The organism is Calidithermus timidus DSM 17022 (assembly GCF_000373205.1).
In the GTDB taxonomy this organism is placed as follows: domain Bacteria; phylum Deinococcota; class Deinococci; order Deinococcales; family Thermaceae; genus Calidithermus; species Calidithermus timidus.
The window spans coordinates 165,896-182,249 of the sequence record NZ_KB890698.1 but is presented as its reverse complement, the minus strand read 5'-3'; the positions used below and the strand labels follow the sequence as shown (position 1 = coordinate 182,249).

Sequence of the window (16,354 nt, the reverse complement as noted above, 5' to 3'; positions counted from 1 at the left end):
TTTAGCTTCCCGCCAACTCCGCCAGCGCGTGAGCCAGCACCCGCACGCCCTGCTCGATGTGCTCGGGGGAGGCGTACTCGTCGGGGCGGTGGCTCCAGCCGTTTTTGCAGGGGATGAAGAGCATGGCGGTAGGGGCGATGCGGGCCATGAACAACGAGTCGTGGTAGGCGCGGCTGACCATCTCGAGGTAGGGCAGGCCGCAAGCCTGGGCTGCGTGGCGCAGGGCCTCGAGCACCTGTAGGCCACAGCGGGCGGGGGGGTCGGCGTTGGTGGGGGTGTAGCGCACCTCCACCCCGCGCTCGCGGCGGATGCGCTCGGCGTGCTGCTGGATCTGGGCAAAGGCGCGGTCGCGGGTCTCGAGGCGGGTATCGCGCAGGTCGAGGCTCAGCCGCACCCGGCTGGGGATGCTGTTGACCGCGCCGGGGAACACCTCGCAAATGCCGGTGGTGGCGACGGTGTCGGGGCTGCCGCTCTCGCGGGCGGCCTGCTCGACGGCCAGCGCCAGCTCGGCGGCGGCGGTGAAGGCGTCCTTGCGGTCGGGCATCAGCACCGCCCCGGCGTGGCCACCCTGCCCCTCGAGCTCGAACCAGCCCGCGGCCGGGGCCGCGATGGCCGTCACCAGGCCCAGCGGGAGGCCCTCGCGCTCGAGCAGCGGCCCTTGCTCGATGTGCAGCTCGACGAAGGCCGAGTAGTAGCCCTGGGGCAGGGGGACCCGCCCCAGCTCCCCCCCGAAGCCCGCCTGCCGCCGTGCCTCCTCCAGGCCGACGCCCTCGGAATCCCTCAGGGCGCGGGCCGCCTCGGGGCTCAAGGCCCCCGAGAGCAGGCGGCTCCCCAGGCAGCCGATGCCGAAGCGGGTGGGCTCCTCGGAGGTGAAGATCAGCAGCTCGAGCGAGCGCTTGGGCCGGAACCCCGCCGACTTGAGCGCCCGCAGGGCCTCGAGGCCCCCCAGCACCCCCACCGTGCCGTCGTAGCGGCCCGCGTGGGGAATGGCGTCGATGTGCGAGCCGGTGCCCACCGCGCCCGCCTGGGGGTCTTCCCCGGCCCAGCGGGCGAAGGTGTTGCCCAGCGGGTCCTCGCGCACCTCGAGCCCCGCCTCACGGCACAGGCCCTTGAGGTACTCGCGGGCCTTGAGGTCGGTAGGGGTGTAGAGCACCCGCGTCACCGAGGGCGGCGGGCTGTCGGTGAAGGAAGCCAGGGTCTCGAGCTCCTGGCTCAGGCGGTCGATGTCGACGTGAACTTCCATGAATCCTCCCGTCGTGCTGGCCGGGGTCTTGCCGATATATGGGCTTCACTCGAGCGGGTGCCGGTTCCAGTCCTTGTAGAGCAGGTACTTGGCCGGGGTCTTGCCCAGCGCGCCGAACCACTGCGGGCAGTAGGGGGCCATGTAGATGAAGTCCCCGGCCTGCACGGGGTACCACTTCTCGTTCAGGCGGTAGATGCCCCCGCCCTGCAGCATCAAGAGGCCGTGCTCCATCAGGTGGATCTCGACCAGGGCCAGGCTGGCGCCGGGGGCGAAGGTCATGGTGTTGACCTGGAAGTCGTGGGGCATGACGTCGGGGAGGAGCACCCGCACCTGCAAAGCCTCGTCGCCGCCCAGGGGGGTGCCGGGGATCTTGCCCTCGTCGCCCACGAAGAGCTTGGGAGGTTCTACGCCCCCCAGCTCCTGGTAAGGCTTCTCGATGAGCACCGCGCGGCTGGGCTGACTCGAGGCCAGGCTGTGGGCCACGTCGGCGGGGACGTAGGCGTAGCCGCCGGGTTTGAGCCTGTGCTTCTTGCGGCCTACCTCGAGCACCACCTCGCCCTCGAGCACGTACACAAAGCGCTGCACGGCCTCGGGCGCTGGCCCTACGCGGCCTCCGGCCTCGAACTCGACCGTGTACTCGGTGAAGGCGGCCCCCAGCGCCGGGGCGGTGTGGACGATGGCGACGGCCTTGCTCATCCCCGGGAGCAGGGCGCGGATGAAGGTGTCGGGGGTGAGCAGGGCGTGGTCGGGCTGAACGCTGCTGCGGGTGAAGCCGAGTTGCTGCATGGCGGTCTCCTAGGATTTGGGGCGCACCAGTTGGCCCTGGACGCTCGCGGCGGGCTTCCCGTCCAAGAATACCGTCTCCCCCCGCAGCAGTGTGCGCCGGAGGGTGCCGCGGAAGCCGTGGCCGAGGTAGGGGCTCTGCTGGTGGCGGTAGAAGAGGTCTTCGGGACGCAGGGTAAAGGGTTGGTCGAGGTCCACCAGGGCTAAATCGGCGTCGTGGCCCACCTCGAGCCCCCCCTTCCCCCCAAGCCCGAAGCGCCGGGCGGGGTTGTGGGCGGTGAGGCGGGCGACGGCCTCCAGCGGCAGGCCCCGGCGGTGGAAGCCGGCCTCGAGCAGCACCGCCAGCGTGGACTGCACCCCGGCGATCCCGCCCCACACCGCGAAGAAGTCGGGGTTTTCCTTGAGGTCGGGCGAGGAGGGCGAGTGGTCGGAGGCCACGAGGTCCACCGAGCCCTCCAGTACGGCCCGCCACAAGGCCTCCTGCTCGGCCTGCGGGCGCAGCGGCGGGGCGCACTTGGCGACGGCGCCCAGGCGCTCCAGGTCTTCCTCGTCGAAGAAGAGGTAGTGGGGGCAGGTCTCCAGGCTCACGTCCACCCCGCGTGCGCGGGCCTCGGCGGCCAGCACCACCCCCCGGCCCGAGCTGATGTGGACGAGGTGCAGCTTGCAGCCGGTCTCCTGGGCCAGCAGCGTGGCCCGCTGGATGGCCTCGAGCTCGGCGAGCAGCGGCCTCGAGGCCAGGTAGTCGCGCACGCCCTTCCCGCCTTTGGCCCGGATCTCGGCGGCCAGCCGCGCGGTGAGGTTGTCGCTCTCGGCGTGGACGGCCACCGGCAGGCCCAGCCGGGCGGCGGTCTGCATCCCCCGGTAGAGGGTGTAGTCGTCGGCGTGGGGGAATTCGGGAAGGCCCGAGTTGGACATGAAGGCCTTGAAGCCGATCGCGCCGCGCTCGGCCAGCTCGGGGAGGCGCTCGAGGTTATGGGGCGTGAGCCCACCCCACAGGGCGAAGTCGGTGAGGGACTTCGCGCGCAGGGCCTCGAGCTTGGCGTCGAAGCTCCGGGCGTCGAGCACGCAGGGGATGGAGTTGAGCGGCATGTCGAAGAACAGCGTGCCGCCCCCTGCCGCCAGGGCCGCGCTGCCGGTGGCGATGCCCTCCCAGTCCTCGTGGCCGGGCTCGTTGAAGTGCACGTGCACGTCGATGAGGCCGGGAAAGACGTGCAGGCCCCGCGCGTCGATCTCCTCCCGGCCCGCCCCCAGTTCCGGGCCGACCTGGGCGATTTTTCCGTCCTCCACCGCCAGGTCGGCCGCCACGGTCCCCCGCTCGAGGACCAGCGTCCCGCCGCGCAGCACCAGGTCAAACACCGTGTTCCTCCAGGATCTCCAGCCAGCGCAAGCCCACCCGCAACGCCGCGGTCACGTCCTCGGGCAGCACGCGCTCGTCGGGGTGGTGGCTGAGGCCGCCGGGGCTGCGCAGGAAGAGCATGGCGCTGGGCACCCGCTCGGCCAGGATCATCGCGTCGTGGCCCGCGCCGCTGGGCATGCGGTGGACGGGCAACTCGCAGTCCTGCACGGCCCACTCCAGCCGCTCGAGCAGCGTGGGGTCGCAGGGCACCGCCCCCTGGTCGAGCTTGACCTCCCAGGCCAGCTCGAGGCCCCGCCGCTGGGCGACCTGCTGGGCGCGGGTGATGAGGTGGGCTACCGAGCGGGTGCGCACCTCGTCGAAGGCGTGGCGCACGTCCAGGCTACAGCGCACCTCGCCGGGGATCACGTTGCCCGCGCCGGGGAGGGCCTGGATCTGCCCCACCGTCGCCACCAGCCCCGGCTCGCCCCAGGCCTCGCGCTCGACCAGGCCGATCCACTCCGCGGCCCCCGCCAGCGCATCGCGGCGCAGGTGCATGGGGGTGGTGCCGGCGTGGCCCGCCTTGCCCCGGAAGCCCACCTCGAGCCGGCTCTGCCCCACGATGGCCTCCACCAGGCCCAGCGGGTACTCCAGGCTCTCCAGCACCGGGCCCTGCTCGATGTGGAACTCAAGGTAGCCCAGCACCTCCCCCTGCAGAGCGGCTTCCCGGACGCGCTCGGGCTCGAGGCCGAAGTCCCGCAGCGCCTGGGCCACGCTCACCCCCTGCTCGTCCTTCAGCGCCAGCAAGGCGGCGTCGGCCCGGCCCACCAGCGCCCGGCTCCCCAGGAAGGGCACCCCGAAGCGCACCCCCTCCTCCTCCGAGAAGCCGATGACCTCGACCCCGAAGCCCAGCCTGCGCCCCCCGAGGGCCTCGAGCAGGGCGACGGCGAGCACCACCCCCAAGGCCCCGTCGTAAGCGCCCCCGTTGGGCACGGTGTCGAGGTGCGAGCCGAGCAGCAATCGCGGCGCGGTGGGCTTGTTGGCCGGGTAGTAGCCGCGCAGGTTGCCGATGGGGTCCACCCACACCGACATCCCCAGCCGCTCCATCCACTCCTTCAGGTAGGCGTGAACCTGGCGCATGGGCGGGGAAAGGAAGGTACGGGTGATGCGCCCCGGCTCCTGGCTCATGCGGGCCAGATCGGCGCAGGCGCTCAAAACACGCTGGGTGAGGCTTTCGAGATCGGTCATAAGCAGGTGGTAGGGGAACTCTCAGGCTGTGCTTTCAGCCTCTTGCGTCTTGCGTTCGACGTGGGGCGTACAACCCCTCAAGACCCCCGATAAGTGCTGTAGCCGTAGGGCGACAGCAGCAGCGGCACGTGGTAATGGCCATGAGGCTCGGCGATGCCGAAGCGCACCACCACCTGGTCGAGGAAGGGCGGGTCGGGGAGCTCGAGGCCCTTCCCCCGCAGGTACTCCCCCGCGTGAAAGACCAGCTCGAAGGTGCCGGTGGGGATGGTCTCGCCCGACAAGAGGGGCTCGTCGGTGCGGCCGTCGGCGTTGGTCACGGCCTCGCGCAGCAGGATTTGCTTGCTACCCGAAACCGCGAACAGCTCGATGCGCAAGCCGGCGGCGGGCTTGCCGTGGGCGGTGTCGAGGACGTGGGTCGAAAGTCGGGCCATGCCTCACCTCGGCAATCTTCCACTGCGCAGTTGCCAGGCCTCCTGCTCGCCGATGGGGGAATGTCCCAGCGCCCAGCGGGCGGCGGCCTCGAAGTCGTAGGGCACGCGGCGGAAGCTCACGTTCCAGCTCCCCTGCCGCTCCTCGAGCAGCACCCAACGAGCCACCGGGTTGCCGTCCTTCTGGCGGGAGACCGCCCCGGCGTTGACGAAGCTGATCGGCCCCTCCGTCGCGATCATCTCGGTGTGGGTGTGCCCCACCACCACCACGCGGGCTTTGGGATAGGCCGCGACCTGCTCGAGCATCCGCGCCGAAACCTGCCCCACCGGGGTGTTGGCCTGCGCAGTCGGGAAGAGCGCCTCGTGGGGGCTATGCAGCGAGCCGTGGGCGATCAGCACCGCGCCCTCGGCCAGCTCGGCCACGGTGGGCAGGGCCTTCAGGGCCTCGGGGACGCCCGGCCCCAACTGCTCGCGCAGCCAGGCAGCCAGGGGGAGGGCAACGCCGGTATGCGCTTTGCGCACCCCCTCGGGGTCGCTCAGGAACTCGTCGGTGTTGCCCCGCACCGTGACCGCCCCCAGGCCCTGCTGGAGCCTCCAGGCTCCCGCCGGGTCGGCGGCGCCCCACACCTGGTCGCCCAGGTTGGCGATGGCGTCGGGTTTGGCCGCCTCGACGTCTCGCAGCACGGCCTCGAGGGCAAAGCGGTTACCGTGAACGTCGGAGAATAGGGCGATCCGCATATGCCTACTTTAAGGCCCCTTGGCCCCCTGCTCGACCCAGCGCCCCAGCCGCTCGCGCTCTTCGCGGGTCATTTGGGTCAGGTTGCCCAGCGGCATGTACTCGGAGTCCACGGCCACCTGCTTGATCTTCTGGGCCTGGGCCACGATCTGCTCGGGCGTGTCGAGCACGAAGCCGGCCGGGGCCGAGGCGAAGCCGGGCTGGGTGGGGCGGCTCGAGTGGCAGCCCTGGCAGCGCGCGGCGACGATGCCCTGCACCTGGCTGAAGGGCACCGCCGGGCCTTCGGCAGCGGCTGCCGACTTCTCAGGCGCGCTGAGGTAGAAGGCCCCCAGCACCAGCGCCAGCGCCAACACCAACAAGTAGGGCATGGCCCCACCCTCCTTGAGCGTGGTGTGGTGGCGTTGCTCGGTGACGTTGATGAAGTGCCGCACCGCCACCCCGGCCACGAAGAGCAGCAGCAGGATCAGCCAGCCCAGGCCACCGGAGTAGGTGGTGGGGAAGTGGTGGGCGATCATGGTGAAGAGCACCGGCAGGGTGATGTAGTTGTTGTGGCGGCTGCGCAGTTGCACCCAGCTCACGAAGGCCGGGTCCAAGGCCTCGCCCCGCTGCGCAGCCCTCACCAGCGCCTTCTGCGAGGGGATGATCACGAAGAAGACGTTGCCCGCCATGATGGTGCCCAGCATGGCCCCAATGTGCATGAAGGTGCCGCGCCCGCTGAACACCTGCGAGAGCAGCCAGGCCGCCACCGCCACCAGCACCCCACCCACCAACAAAAACAAGGCCGGGCGGTAGAGCAGCACCGTGCGCGAGAGCGCCACGTACACCAGCCACGCCGCCACCAAGCTCCCCACCGCCAGCGCGATGGCCGCCCCATCCGAGAGCGGGCTCCCCGGCGCCAGCAGGATGGCTTTGGGATCGGCGTAGTACACGATGACCAGGAGCAAAAAGCCCGTGACCCAGGTGAAGTAGGCGTCCCACTTGAACCAGTGCAGGTAGGGCGGCAGCTCCTTGGGCGCGGTCTTGTACTTCTCGAGGTAGTAAATCCCCCCGCCGTGGATGGTCCAGATGTTGCCCGAGAGCTCGGAGCGCACCCCCACGCGCTCGAGGGCGTTCTCGAGGAAGATGAAGTAGAAGCTCGCCCCGATCCAGGCGATGCCGTAGACGATGTGCAGCCAGCGCACCACCAGGCCCAGCCACTCGCGGGCGTGGGCCTGCCAGCCGTTGACCTGTACCAGCACGTAGCCCAGCGCCAGCAGCACCCCCATCGCGAGGATCCAGGGCCATTTGATCAGCCTCAGCCGGTCTTGATGCAACGGGTTCAAAAGGACCTCCTCTTACTCCTCCACCAGCGCCTCGAGCCGGAAGCGGGCGATGCGCTCGATCTGGCTCAAGGCGGTCTCGAACTCGCTCTCGCGGTCGTTGGGGAGGCGGGCCTCGAGGGCTTGGAGGATGTCGTTTTTATCCTTGCCCTTGACCGCGAGGATGAAGGGGAAGCCGAACTTCTGGCGGTAGAGGCGGTTGAGCTGTTGGAAGCGCTCGTATTCCTCGGGCGTGAGGCGGTCGAGGCCGGCGCCCCGCTGCTCCTGCACCGAGTCCGGGCTCATCCGGGCGCGGCTGGCGAGCTCGGGGTGGGCGCGAATTAGCGTGATCTGCTGGGTGGCCGGGGCCTGGCGCATGGCGAAGCACATCGCCTGGTGCAGCGCCTCGAGGCTGGCGAAGGGCCGCGAAGCCCACGAGCGCTCGGCCACCCAGGGCGAGTGCTCAAAAACGCCGCCCAGCAGCGCTACGAAAGCTTCCTTGTCGAGTTGGTTGATCGCGTCGAGTCGCATAGGTGAAGGGTGCGTATTGCCGGTTTTTTGCCATAGGCAATCGCCGTCCGCGTCAATACGGGATTTTATTCGCGTCCTGCTCCCAGGCCTCGAAGGCCCGCAGGCACAGCTCGCGCTCGAGCTGCTCTAAAGGCAGGCGACGCTCGCTCTTAGGGCGGGAAAGCTCGTCGTAGATGAACTGGTCGGCGAAGCCGATGACCGCGGCGTCTTTGGCGGTGCAGCCGTAGTAGATCTTGCCGATGCGGGCCCAATAGATCGCCGACAGGCACATGGGGCAGGGCTCACAACTGCTGTAGATCTCGCAGCCTGAGAGGTCGAAGGTGCCCAGCACCCGCCCAGCCTCGCGGATGGCCACCACCTCGGCGTGGGCGGTAGGGTCGTTGGTGCGGGTGACGCAGTTGGCTCCACGGGCGATGATGCGCCCATCCTTCACGATGACCGCGCCAAAGGGACCGCCCAGCCCCGATTGCACGTTCTCCAGCGCCAGCCGGGCCGCTTCCTGCATAAACTCACGTTTCATCGTCACCTCCAACGCACGCGCTCGAGCCAGCAGGTCACCCCCAAGGGGCTCCTGCGGCTCGCATGGTTGGAACGCAAACCCATCGCTATGCGGGAAAGGGTTCCCAGGTCTGGTTATCCATGCAGAACAGCCTGGTACAACGCAAGCTTAAACCTCGAGTTTCCCTTTCGGCAAGGGAGTAGACGCGCCTTCGCCCTCGAGCACCTGCACCAACTGGGCCGCCGTCGCGATGGCGATGTGGGCGGGCTTCTTGCCCCGGATGCCCTCGATCCCGATGGGGGTGGTGACGCGCTCGAGCTCGGCCTCGCCGAAGCCCTGGGCCTTGAGGGTCTGGCGGAAGTTGGACCACTTCACGCTGCTGCCGATCAGGCCGATGAAGCCCAGGTCGCCGCGGCGCAGGGCGGCCTCGAGCAGGGCCAGGTCCTCGTGGTGGTCGTGGGTCATGACCACCAGGTGGGCCCCGGCGGGCAGTTCGGCGATGGCCTGCTCGGGGATGGGCAGGTGGCGGGGGTGCAGGCGGGCCTCGCCCCCGGTCAGCGGGGCCAGGCGTTCGTCGGACAGCATGTGCGCACGCGAGTCTACCAACCACAACTCGATGGGCAACAAGCACAAAACGCGGGCCAAGGCCAGCCCCACGTGCCCCACGCCGAAGATGGCGATGGCCGGGCGGGTGGTGCTGAAGGGCTCGAGCAGCAGCGTCACCTCGCCGCCGCAGCACTGCAGGCCGAACTCCCCCTCCTTGGGGTTGAGCCGCACGGTGAGCAGCCGGGGGCCCGGCTCACGCCCCGCCAGCATCTCGCGGGCGCTCTGGAGGGTGAGTTCCTCGAGGTTCCCCCCGCCCACCGTGCCGTAGGCCGCACCCGCCGTGACCAGCATCTTGGCCCCCGCCTCGCGCGGGGCGTGGCCGCGCACCGCCGCCACGGTCGCGATCACCACCGCCTCACCCCCTTCGGCGAGCTCGCGTAGCTTGGCGGTCCAGTCCCAGTCCATCAATCCCCCCGGCGCATCGGCCCGCCCTGTCATGGCAGAGGATCGTCCCCCACCGCCACTTCCCTCTCCGCGCGCGCCTTCTCGATGGCCCAGTACACCCGCTCCGGGGTGGAGGGCGCATCGAGCTCGACGATGCCGCCCTTGCCGAAGGCGGCCACCGCATCCTTGAGGGCCTCACGCACCGAGATCGCCAGCATGAATGGGGGCTCGCCCACCGCCTTGGAGCCGTAGATCACGCCGGGTTCGGTGGCGCGCTCGAGGAAGCGCACGTTGAGCAGCTCGGGCAGCTCCGACCAGGAGGGCAGCTTGTAGGTGCTCGCCCCGCCTGTCGCCAAGCGACCCTGCGCGTCCCAGACCAGCTCCTCCAGCGTCAGCCAGCCCAGCCCCTGCACGAAGCCACCCTCCACCTGGCCGCGGTCGACGAGCGGGGAGAGCGAGTCGCCCACGTCGTGCAGGATGTCGGTGCGCAGGAAGCGGTACTCGCCGGTGAAGCCATCGACCTCCACCTCGCTCACCGCCGCGCCGTAGGCGAAGTAGTGGAAGGGCTTGCCCTGCCCCTTGCCCTTGTCGAAGTGGATGTCCGGGGTGCGGTAGTAGCCCTGGGCGAAGAGGGGGATGCGCTCCAAGTAGGCCGCCTCCACCACCCTTGCGAAGGGCACGAAGCGCTCGGGCTGTCCCTCGGGGAAGACGCGGCCTTCCTCGAAGCGCACCCGCTCGGGGGGGCACTCCAGGTAGCGGGCCGCCACCGGGGCCAGCCGCTCCTTGAGGGTTTCGCAAGCCTGCCGCACCGCCGCGCCGTTGAGGTCGGAGCCGGTGGAGGCGGCGGTGGCCGAGGTGTTGGGTACCTTGTCGGTGCGGGTGGGCATGATGCGGATGTGCTCCAGCGGCACCCCCAGGCTCTGCGCGGCCACCTGCAGCACCTTGGTGTGCACCCCCTGCCCCATCTCGGTGCCGCCGTGGTTGATCTGCACGCTGCCGTCGCGGTAGATCAGCACCAGCGCTCCGGCCTGATTGTAGAAGGTGGCGGTGAAGGAGATGCCGAACTTGACCGGCGTGATGGCGAGGCCCCGCTTGACGTGGGGGCTCGAGGCGTTGAAGGCGGCGAGTTCGGCGCGGCGGCGCTCGAGCTCGCTGCTGGCCTTGAGCTCGGACCAGATGGCGTGGATGCGCCCGGCGTCCTTGACCACCTGCCCGTAGTGGGTGCTCTGGCCCTCCCGATAGAAGTTGCGCTCGCGCACCACCTCCGGCGGCAGGCCCAGGCTGCGGGCCACCCGGTCGAGCAGGTCCTCGATGACCACCATGCCCTGCGGTCCGCCGAAGCCGCGGAAGGCGGTCTGGGAGGTCTTGTGGGTCTTGCAGACGTGGCCGGTGACCTCGAGGTCGGGCACGAAGTAGGCGTTGTCGCTGTGGAACATCGCCCGCCACAGCACGGGTTCGGAGAGGTCGAGGCTATAGCCGCCGTCGGAGTAGAGTTCGATGCGGGCGGCCAGCAGGCGGCCCTCGTCGTCGAAGCCGGCCTCGTAGCGCCCCAGGAAGGGGTGGCGCTTGCCCGAGAGGGCCATGTCGAGGTGGCGTGGCAGCCGCACCCGCACCGGGCGGCGGGTCTTCCAAGCCCCCAGCGCGGCGATGGCCGCGAAGGGGTTGGCCTGGGTCTCCTTGCCGCCGAAGCCCCCGCCCATGCGCAGGCACTGCACCGTGACCTGGTTGCGCGGCAGGCCCAGCACCATCGCCACGACCTCCTGGGTCTCGCTGGGATGCTGGGTCGAGGAATGCACCATCACCCCGCCCGACTCGTCGAGGTGGGCGATTGTCACGTGGGTCTCGAGGTAGAAGTGCTCCTGCCCGCCGATGCGCACCTCCCCGCTCAGGCGGTGGGGGGCCCGCGCCAGCGCGGCGGCGGCGTCGCCTCGGCTCAGGCGCAGCGGCCCGGCCAGGAAGCTCTCGGCAGCGATGGCCTCCTCGAGGCTGAGGATGGCCGGAAGGGGCTCGTACTCGACCTCGACGCGGGTCGCCCCCATCCGGGCGGCCTCGAGGCTCTCCCCCAGCACCCAGGCCACCGGCTGGCTGTAGAACATCACCTCGGTGGGGAAAAGGGGCTCATCGTGGTAGTGCGAGGAGTGGCCCACGCCGGGCACGTCCGCGGCGGTGAGCACCGTGACCACGCCGGGCAGTGCCAGCGCCCCCGAAGGCTCGAGCGAAAGCACCCTGGCGTGCGCGTGCGGCGCCAGCACTGGCCAGGCGTGCAGCAGCTCGGGGAAGCGGGCCAATAGGTCGTCGGTGTAGAGCGCGCGCCCCGTGACGTGTTCCACCGCGCTCTCGTGGGGAATGGCCTTGCCTACAGGCGTACCGACGTAGCTGGTCCCAAAAAGGAATCTGTCCTCGGCCCTCATCCTCTCACCCCCTCCGCGCTCGTGGTCTCGTAGTAGAACTTCTCCAGCAGCTTCTGTGCCATCCGCAGGCGGTACTCGGCGCTGCCCCGGTGGTCGCTGATGGGCTTGATCGCCTCGGCGATCATTCCCTGGGCCCGCCGCAGGCTCGCGGCGCTCCAGGGTCGGCCGGTGAGGGCCTCCTCCACCGCGAACAGCCGCACCGGCGTGGCCGCCACCCCACCGTAGGCCAGCCGGAGCCGCGCCACCCGGCCCACGTCGTCGAGCTCGAGGGCGAAGCCCGCCGCCACCGTGGAGATGTCGTCCATGCGCCGCTTGGCCACCTTGTAGAAGCGGCTGTAGGTGGGGTAGGGCTTGGGCACCCGCAGCGAGACGATGACCTCGCCCCGGCCCAGCGCGGTCTGGCGATAGCCCTTGAAGAACTCGGCCAGCGGCACCACGCGCTCCCCGTCCTTCCCGGCGATCCGCACCACCGCATCCAGCGCCAACAACACCGGCGGGGAGTCCCCGATGGGCGAGGCCGTGCCCAGGTTGCCCCCCAGCGTGGCGCTGTTGCGGATCAGGGGCGAGGCGAACAGCGGGAGCAGGTCGCGCACGGCCTGGGGCGCTCCCTTCCAGCGGCGCTCGAGCTCGCCCAGGCTGAGCCCCGCCCCGATCTCCACCGCATCGCCCCGCTCCTCGAAAACCTTGAGCTCGGGGATGGCCTCGAGGCCCACCAGCAGTTCCCAGCGTTTGTAGTGCAAATTCGACTCCACCGCCACGTCGGTTCCACCCGCGATCAGCTTGGCCTCGGGGTGCAGGGCCAGAAAGGTGAGGCACTCCTCGAGGCTCCCCGGCCGCACGAAGCGCCCCTGCTCGCTCTCGTACACCGCCGGCCCCAGCGCCGGGGCCGGCTCGCGTAGCCGGGCCTTGAAGGCGTCGTCGGGGGCGGGCCCCAGCGAGAGCGCCGCGTCTTTGATCGGGCGGTAGCCCGTGCAGCGGCAGAGGTTGCCCGACAGGGCGTGCAGGTCGAAGTCCGGGCCCCGGTCGGGGCGGTACTGCTCGGCGAAGAGGCTCATGACGAAGCCGGGCGTGCAGTAACCGCACTGCGAGCCGCCGTGCCGTACCATCGCCGCCTGCACCTCGGCCAGCTTGCCGCCTTGGGCCAGCCCCTCCACCGTGTAGACCTCCTGCCCCGCCAGCATCGGCAGGAACAGCAAGCAGCTATTGACCCCGCGGTACTCGGTGCCCGCCGGCCCCTCCCGCACCAGCACCACCGTGCAGGCCCCGCACTCCCCCTCGGCACAGCCCTCCTTGGAGCCGGTGAGCCCCGAAGCCCGCAGGTAATCGAGCAGCGTGGTCTGGGGCGCGAACTTTTCCAGCTGCACCCGCCGACCGTTGAGAACGAATTCCATCTATGAACCCCCTCGAGCACCCATCCGGTACACCGTTAATCATCCATTCTAGGCGCTGCCGCTTAGAAAATCACAGGCTGGCTCCGAATGGGGCTTTTGCCATATGGGCACTACACCAGAGCTGCCCGACCCCCTATAGCGCCGCCTGAAGTTGGGGGAAAGATAAAAGTGCCTAAAATAGGCTATATGCCTCGAGCAACCGTTGCATCCAGCTTGAAGGACAACCATTCCAGAGGCTCGGTAGGCGATTTCCTGCGCGAAAAAATTCGCCCAGGGTCAGAAATGGCAGTGGTATCAGCATTTTTTACCATCTATGCCTACGAGGCACTCAAGACCCAACTCGACACCATATCCGGCATGCGCTTCTTGTTTGGCGAGCCGAACTTTGTGCGTACCCTTGACCCCAGCAAACAACGCCCCCCCACCGCCCGTATTGAGCAGGACTCCCTCGAGCTTGCCCAGCAGCTCAAGCAAAGCCGGGTAGCCCGTCTGTGCGCCGATTGGATCAAGGAAAAAGTCGAGGTTCGTTCGGTTCGAAGACCGGGCTTTGTGCACGGAAAGGTCTACCAGATCCGACAGGGCGACTACCAGGAAGCCATCCTGGGCAGCAGCAACTTTACCGTGCAGGGGCTGGGGCTGGGCAAACGCAGCAACATCGAGCTGAACATAGAGGTCACCGATCGCCGCGACCGTGACGATGTTTGGGAGTGGTTCGAGGAACTCTGGAACAACACCGAGCTTGTAGAGGACGTAAAGCAGCAGGTGTTGGACTACCTCGAGCGCCTCTACACCCCTACTGCCCCAAGGTTTGTCTACTATAAAACCCTTTACCACCTCTTTCCCCAGCAAAGTGCCGGCGAAGGGCCAGAACTCAAGCAACGCCAACGTTTGAGCGAAAGCGAGATATGGAAAACCCTGTTTGAGTTCCAGCGCCACGGGGCCGAGGCGGCCATCCGTAAGCTGCTCACCCACAGGGGCTGCATCCTGGCCGATAGCGTGGGGTTGGGCAAAACCTATACCGCACTGGCGGTCATCAAGTACTTCGAGAACCTCAATGACCGGGTACTGGTGCTCACCCCCAAGAAGCTGCGGGAGAACTGGACGGTCTACCAGGCTCACAACAACAGTCCACTCAACCCCTTCCTCAAAGACCGCTTTGCCTACACGGTGCTTTCCCACACCGACCTATCCAGGGAGAGTGGCGTGGTGGGGGACATCAACCTCCAAACGCTCAACTGGGGTAACTACGACCTGGTGGTCATAGACGAGAGCCACAACTTCCGCAACAACAACCGGGGGCGGCGAGGCTCGGACGGGCAGGTAATCCGCAAGAGCCGCTACGAGCGGCTATTGGAAGACATCATCAATGCAGGGGTGCCCACCAAGGTCTTGCTGCTCTCGGCCACCCCGGTCAACACCGACCTCTCCGACCTGCGTAACCAGCTCATGTTGATTTCGGGTGGGAAAGACGGCGTCTTCGGCGAGTCCCTGGGGGTCTCGAGCCTCAAGGACGTGCTGGCGGTGGCCCAGCGGGAATTCAACCAGTGGGCGCTCAAAGAGCTCCGCGTTCCGGAAGAGCTGCTCGAGCGCCTGAGCCCAGCCTTCTTCAAGCTGCTCGATGGCCTGACCCTGGCCCGCTCACGTAAACATATTGAGACCTACTACGCCCACGAGATGGCCCGGCTAGGGGGTTTCCCCGAGCGGCAAAAGCCCAGAGCCATCTACGCTCAGATTGATATTGAGGGCATTTTTCCTGAATACAACGATGTGCATAGCGACATAGACAAGTACCGGCTGGCCCTGTTTAACCCGTTCAACTACGTGCTCGAGGACTTCCGTGAGCGGTACGAGCGCGATGGCGTGGCCAACTTTACCCAGGCCAACCGCGAGCGCTACCTGATCGGGATGATGAAGGTCAACTTCCTCAAGCGCCTGGAGAGCAGCGTGCATTCCTTTGCCCTGACCCTGGAGCGCACCTGCGAAAAGATAAGAGAGCTGATCGGCAAGCTCGAGGATTTCAAAGCCCGCCAGCAAAACGGCGAACTGGAGTCGGTGGAACTCGAGGCCGAAGAGGACGAGGAGCTGCAAGAAGCCCTTCAGGTGGGCAAACAGATCAAGTACGACCTGCGCCACCTCGATGTGGAGCGCTGGCTACAAGACCTGCGGGCCGACTTTGAACAGCTCAACGACCTTCTGAGCGTGGCCCGCACGGTCACACCCGAACGCGATGCCAAGCTGGCCGAATTGCGGGGGTTGCTCGAGGCCAAAATCAAAAACCCCACCTGCAACAAGCAGGGCCAGCCCAACCGCAAAGCCCTGGTCTTCACCGCCTTTGCCGATACGGCCAAGTATCTCTACGAACAGCTCGAGCCCTGGGCGCGGGCCCAGGGGGTGCATATCGGGCTGGTGGTGGGAACCGGCGAGAACCGGGCTACCCTGGGCCAGAGCGACTTTGGCGCCATTCTGACCAACTTTGCGCCCCGCGCCAAGCGCCGCGAACGCCTGCCCAACTTCCCCCAAGACCAGGAGATCGACATTCTGATTGCAACCGACTGCATTTCCGAGGGGCAAAACCTCCAGGACTGCGACTACCTGGTGAACTACGACATCCACTGGAACCCGGTGCGGCTCATCCAGCGCTTCGGGCGCATAGACCGCATCGGCAGCCCTAACCAGAGTATCCAGATGGTCAACTTCTGGCCCACCGGCGACCTGAATGCCTACCTGAACCTTAAGAACCGGGTAGAAGCCCGTATGGCCCTGGTAGACCTCGCCGCCACCGCGCAGGACAACCCCCTGACCCCCGAACAGGTGCGCACCGACCTCTCCTACCGCGACCACCAACTCCTGCGCCTGAAGGACGAGGTGCTCGACCTGGAAGACCTCGAGGATGGCGTGACCCTGACCGACTTTAGCCTCGACGACTTCCGCATGGACCTGAACAACTTTCTGGACGAACACCGGGAGGCCCTCGAGAGCGCCCCCTTGGGCTTGTTTGCCCTGGTGAGCGAAACCGCTACCGCCCAGCCAGGCATCGTCTTTTGCCTCCGCCAGACCGGCCCTGCGGCCAACGTCGGCCTGAACCCCCTGAGTCCCTACTTTTTGGTATATGTGCGTTCCGATGGCACGGTGCGCTACACCTATGCCCAGGCCAAGCAGACCCTCGAGCTCTACCGCACCCTTTGCGCCAACCAACCCAAGGCCGACCAAACCCTGCACGACTACTTCGACAAGCAAACGGGCAATCTGGAAAACCTCGAGCAGCCCTCTGCTCTGCTGCGCGCGGCCTTAGACAGCATTCGCCAGACCTTCCAGCGCAAAGCCACGCAAAGCCTGTTTACAGGGCGTGGGGGCATGGTGCCCAAGCAGGAAGAGCAGGTCACTGAAGAAACCCCTTTTGAGCTGGTGACCTGGCTGGTCGTTCTGGAACAGCCCAAGAACCATTTGGTATAATCAAGTTGCC

Annotated in this window: 13 protein-coding genes; 1 reads left to right on the top strand and 12 read right to left on the bottom strand. The window is 67.8% G+C overall.

From position 1 onward, the window contains the following. Window position 1: 1 nt before the first annotated feature. The 12 genes from B047_RS0111295 to B047_RS0111240 all read right to left on the bottom strand — a co-directional run bounded on the left by B047_RS0111295 (window position 2) and on the right by B047_RS0111240 (window position 12,891). Window positions 2–1,243, bottom strand: a complete 1,242-nt coding sequence (locus tag B047_RS0111295) for a M20 family metallo-hydrolase (protein ID WP_018467078.1) — start codon at window positions 1,241–1,243, stop codon at window positions 2–4. Between the two features lie 45 nt (window positions 1,244–1,288). Beyond that, window positions 1,289–2,029, bottom strand: a complete 741-nt coding sequence (gene allE, locus B047_RS0111290) for a (S)-ureidoglycine aminohydrolase (RefSeq protein ID WP_018467077.1) — start codon at window positions 2,027–2,029, stop codon at window positions 1,289–1,291. Between the two features lie 9 nt (window positions 2,030–2,038). Further along, the gene (locus B047_RS0111285; RefSeq protein WP_018467076.1) at window positions 2,039–3,382 is read right to left on the bottom strand and encodes an allantoinase; all 1,344 of its coding nucleotides are present in this window, start codon (window positions 3,380–3,382) and stop codon (window positions 2,039–2,041) included. Continuing rightward, the gene (locus B047_RS0111280) at window positions 3,375–4,607 is read right to left on the bottom strand and encodes an allantoate amidohydrolase (RefSeq protein ID WP_018467075.1); all 1,233 of its coding nucleotides are present in this window, start codon (window positions 4,605–4,607) and stop codon (window positions 3,375–3,377) included. Before B047_RS0111280 ends, B047_RS0111285 begins: the two co-directional genes overlap by 8 nt. A gap of 77 nt (window positions 4,608–4,684) precedes the next feature. After that, complete coding sequence (gene uraH / locus B047_RS0111275; protein WP_018467074.1) at window positions 4,685–5,038, bottom strand: hydroxyisourate hydrolase; 354 nt, start codon at window positions 5,036–5,038, stop codon at window positions 4,685–4,687. A gap of 3 nt (window positions 5,039–5,041) precedes the next feature. After that, window positions 5,042–5,773: a metallophosphoesterase family protein gene (locus B047_RS0111270; protein WP_018467073.1), complete on the bottom strand. Its 732-nt coding sequence runs from the start codon at window positions 5,771–5,773 to the stop codon at window positions 5,042–5,044. 9 nt (window positions 5,774–5,782) lie between these two features. Then, window positions 5,783–7,093, bottom strand: a complete 1,311-nt coding sequence (locus B047_RS0111265) for a urate hydroxylase PuuD (RefSeq protein WP_040779757.1) — start codon at window positions 7,091–7,093, stop codon at window positions 5,783–5,785. A gap of 12 nt (window positions 7,094–7,105) precedes the next feature. Next, entirely contained in the window at window positions 7,106–7,600 is a 495-nt protein-coding gene (gene uraD / locus B047_RS0111260) for a 2-oxo-4-hydroxy-4-carboxy-5-ureidoimidazoline decarboxylase (RefSeq protein ID WP_018467071.1), read from the bottom strand. Window positions 7,601–7,652: 52 nt separating this feature from the next. Beyond that, complete coding sequence (locus B047_RS0111255) at window positions 7,653–8,120, bottom strand: nucleoside deaminase (protein WP_211209154.1); 468 nt, start codon at window positions 8,118–8,120, stop codon at window positions 7,653–7,655. Between the two features lie 147 nt (window positions 8,121–8,267). Then, window positions 8,268–9,143 (bottom strand): xanthine dehydrogenase accessory protein XdhC, encoded by an 876-nt coding sequence (gene xdhC, locus B047_RS0111250; protein WP_018467069.1) that lies wholly within the window; start codon window positions 9,141–9,143, stop codon window positions 8,268–8,270. After that, the gene (xdhB, locus tag B047_RS0111245) at window positions 9,140–11,500 is read right to left on the bottom strand and encodes a xanthine dehydrogenase molybdopterin binding subunit (protein ID WP_018467068.1); all 2,361 of its coding nucleotides are present in this window, start codon (window positions 11,498–11,500) and stop codon (window positions 9,140–9,142) included. The genes xdhC and xdhB overlap by 4 nt, the downstream gene beginning before the upstream one ends. Next, the gene (locus tag B047_RS0111240) at window positions 11,497–12,891 is read right to left on the bottom strand and encodes a xanthine dehydrogenase small subunit (protein ID WP_018467067.1); all 1,395 of its coding nucleotides are present in this window, start codon (window positions 12,889–12,891) and stop codon (window positions 11,497–11,499) included. Before B047_RS0111240 ends, xdhB begins: the two co-directional genes overlap by 4 nt. A gap of 282 nt (window positions 12,892–13,173) precedes the next feature. On the opposite strand from B047_RS0111240, the gene B047_RS0111235 reads away from it, so the two are divergent. Next, window positions 13,174–16,344: a helicase-related protein gene (locus B047_RS0111235; protein WP_018467066.1), complete on the top strand. Its 3,171-nt coding sequence runs from the start codon at window positions 13,174–13,176 to the stop codon at window positions 16,342–16,344. The last annotated feature ends 10 nt before the right edge of the window (window positions 16,345–16,354 follow it).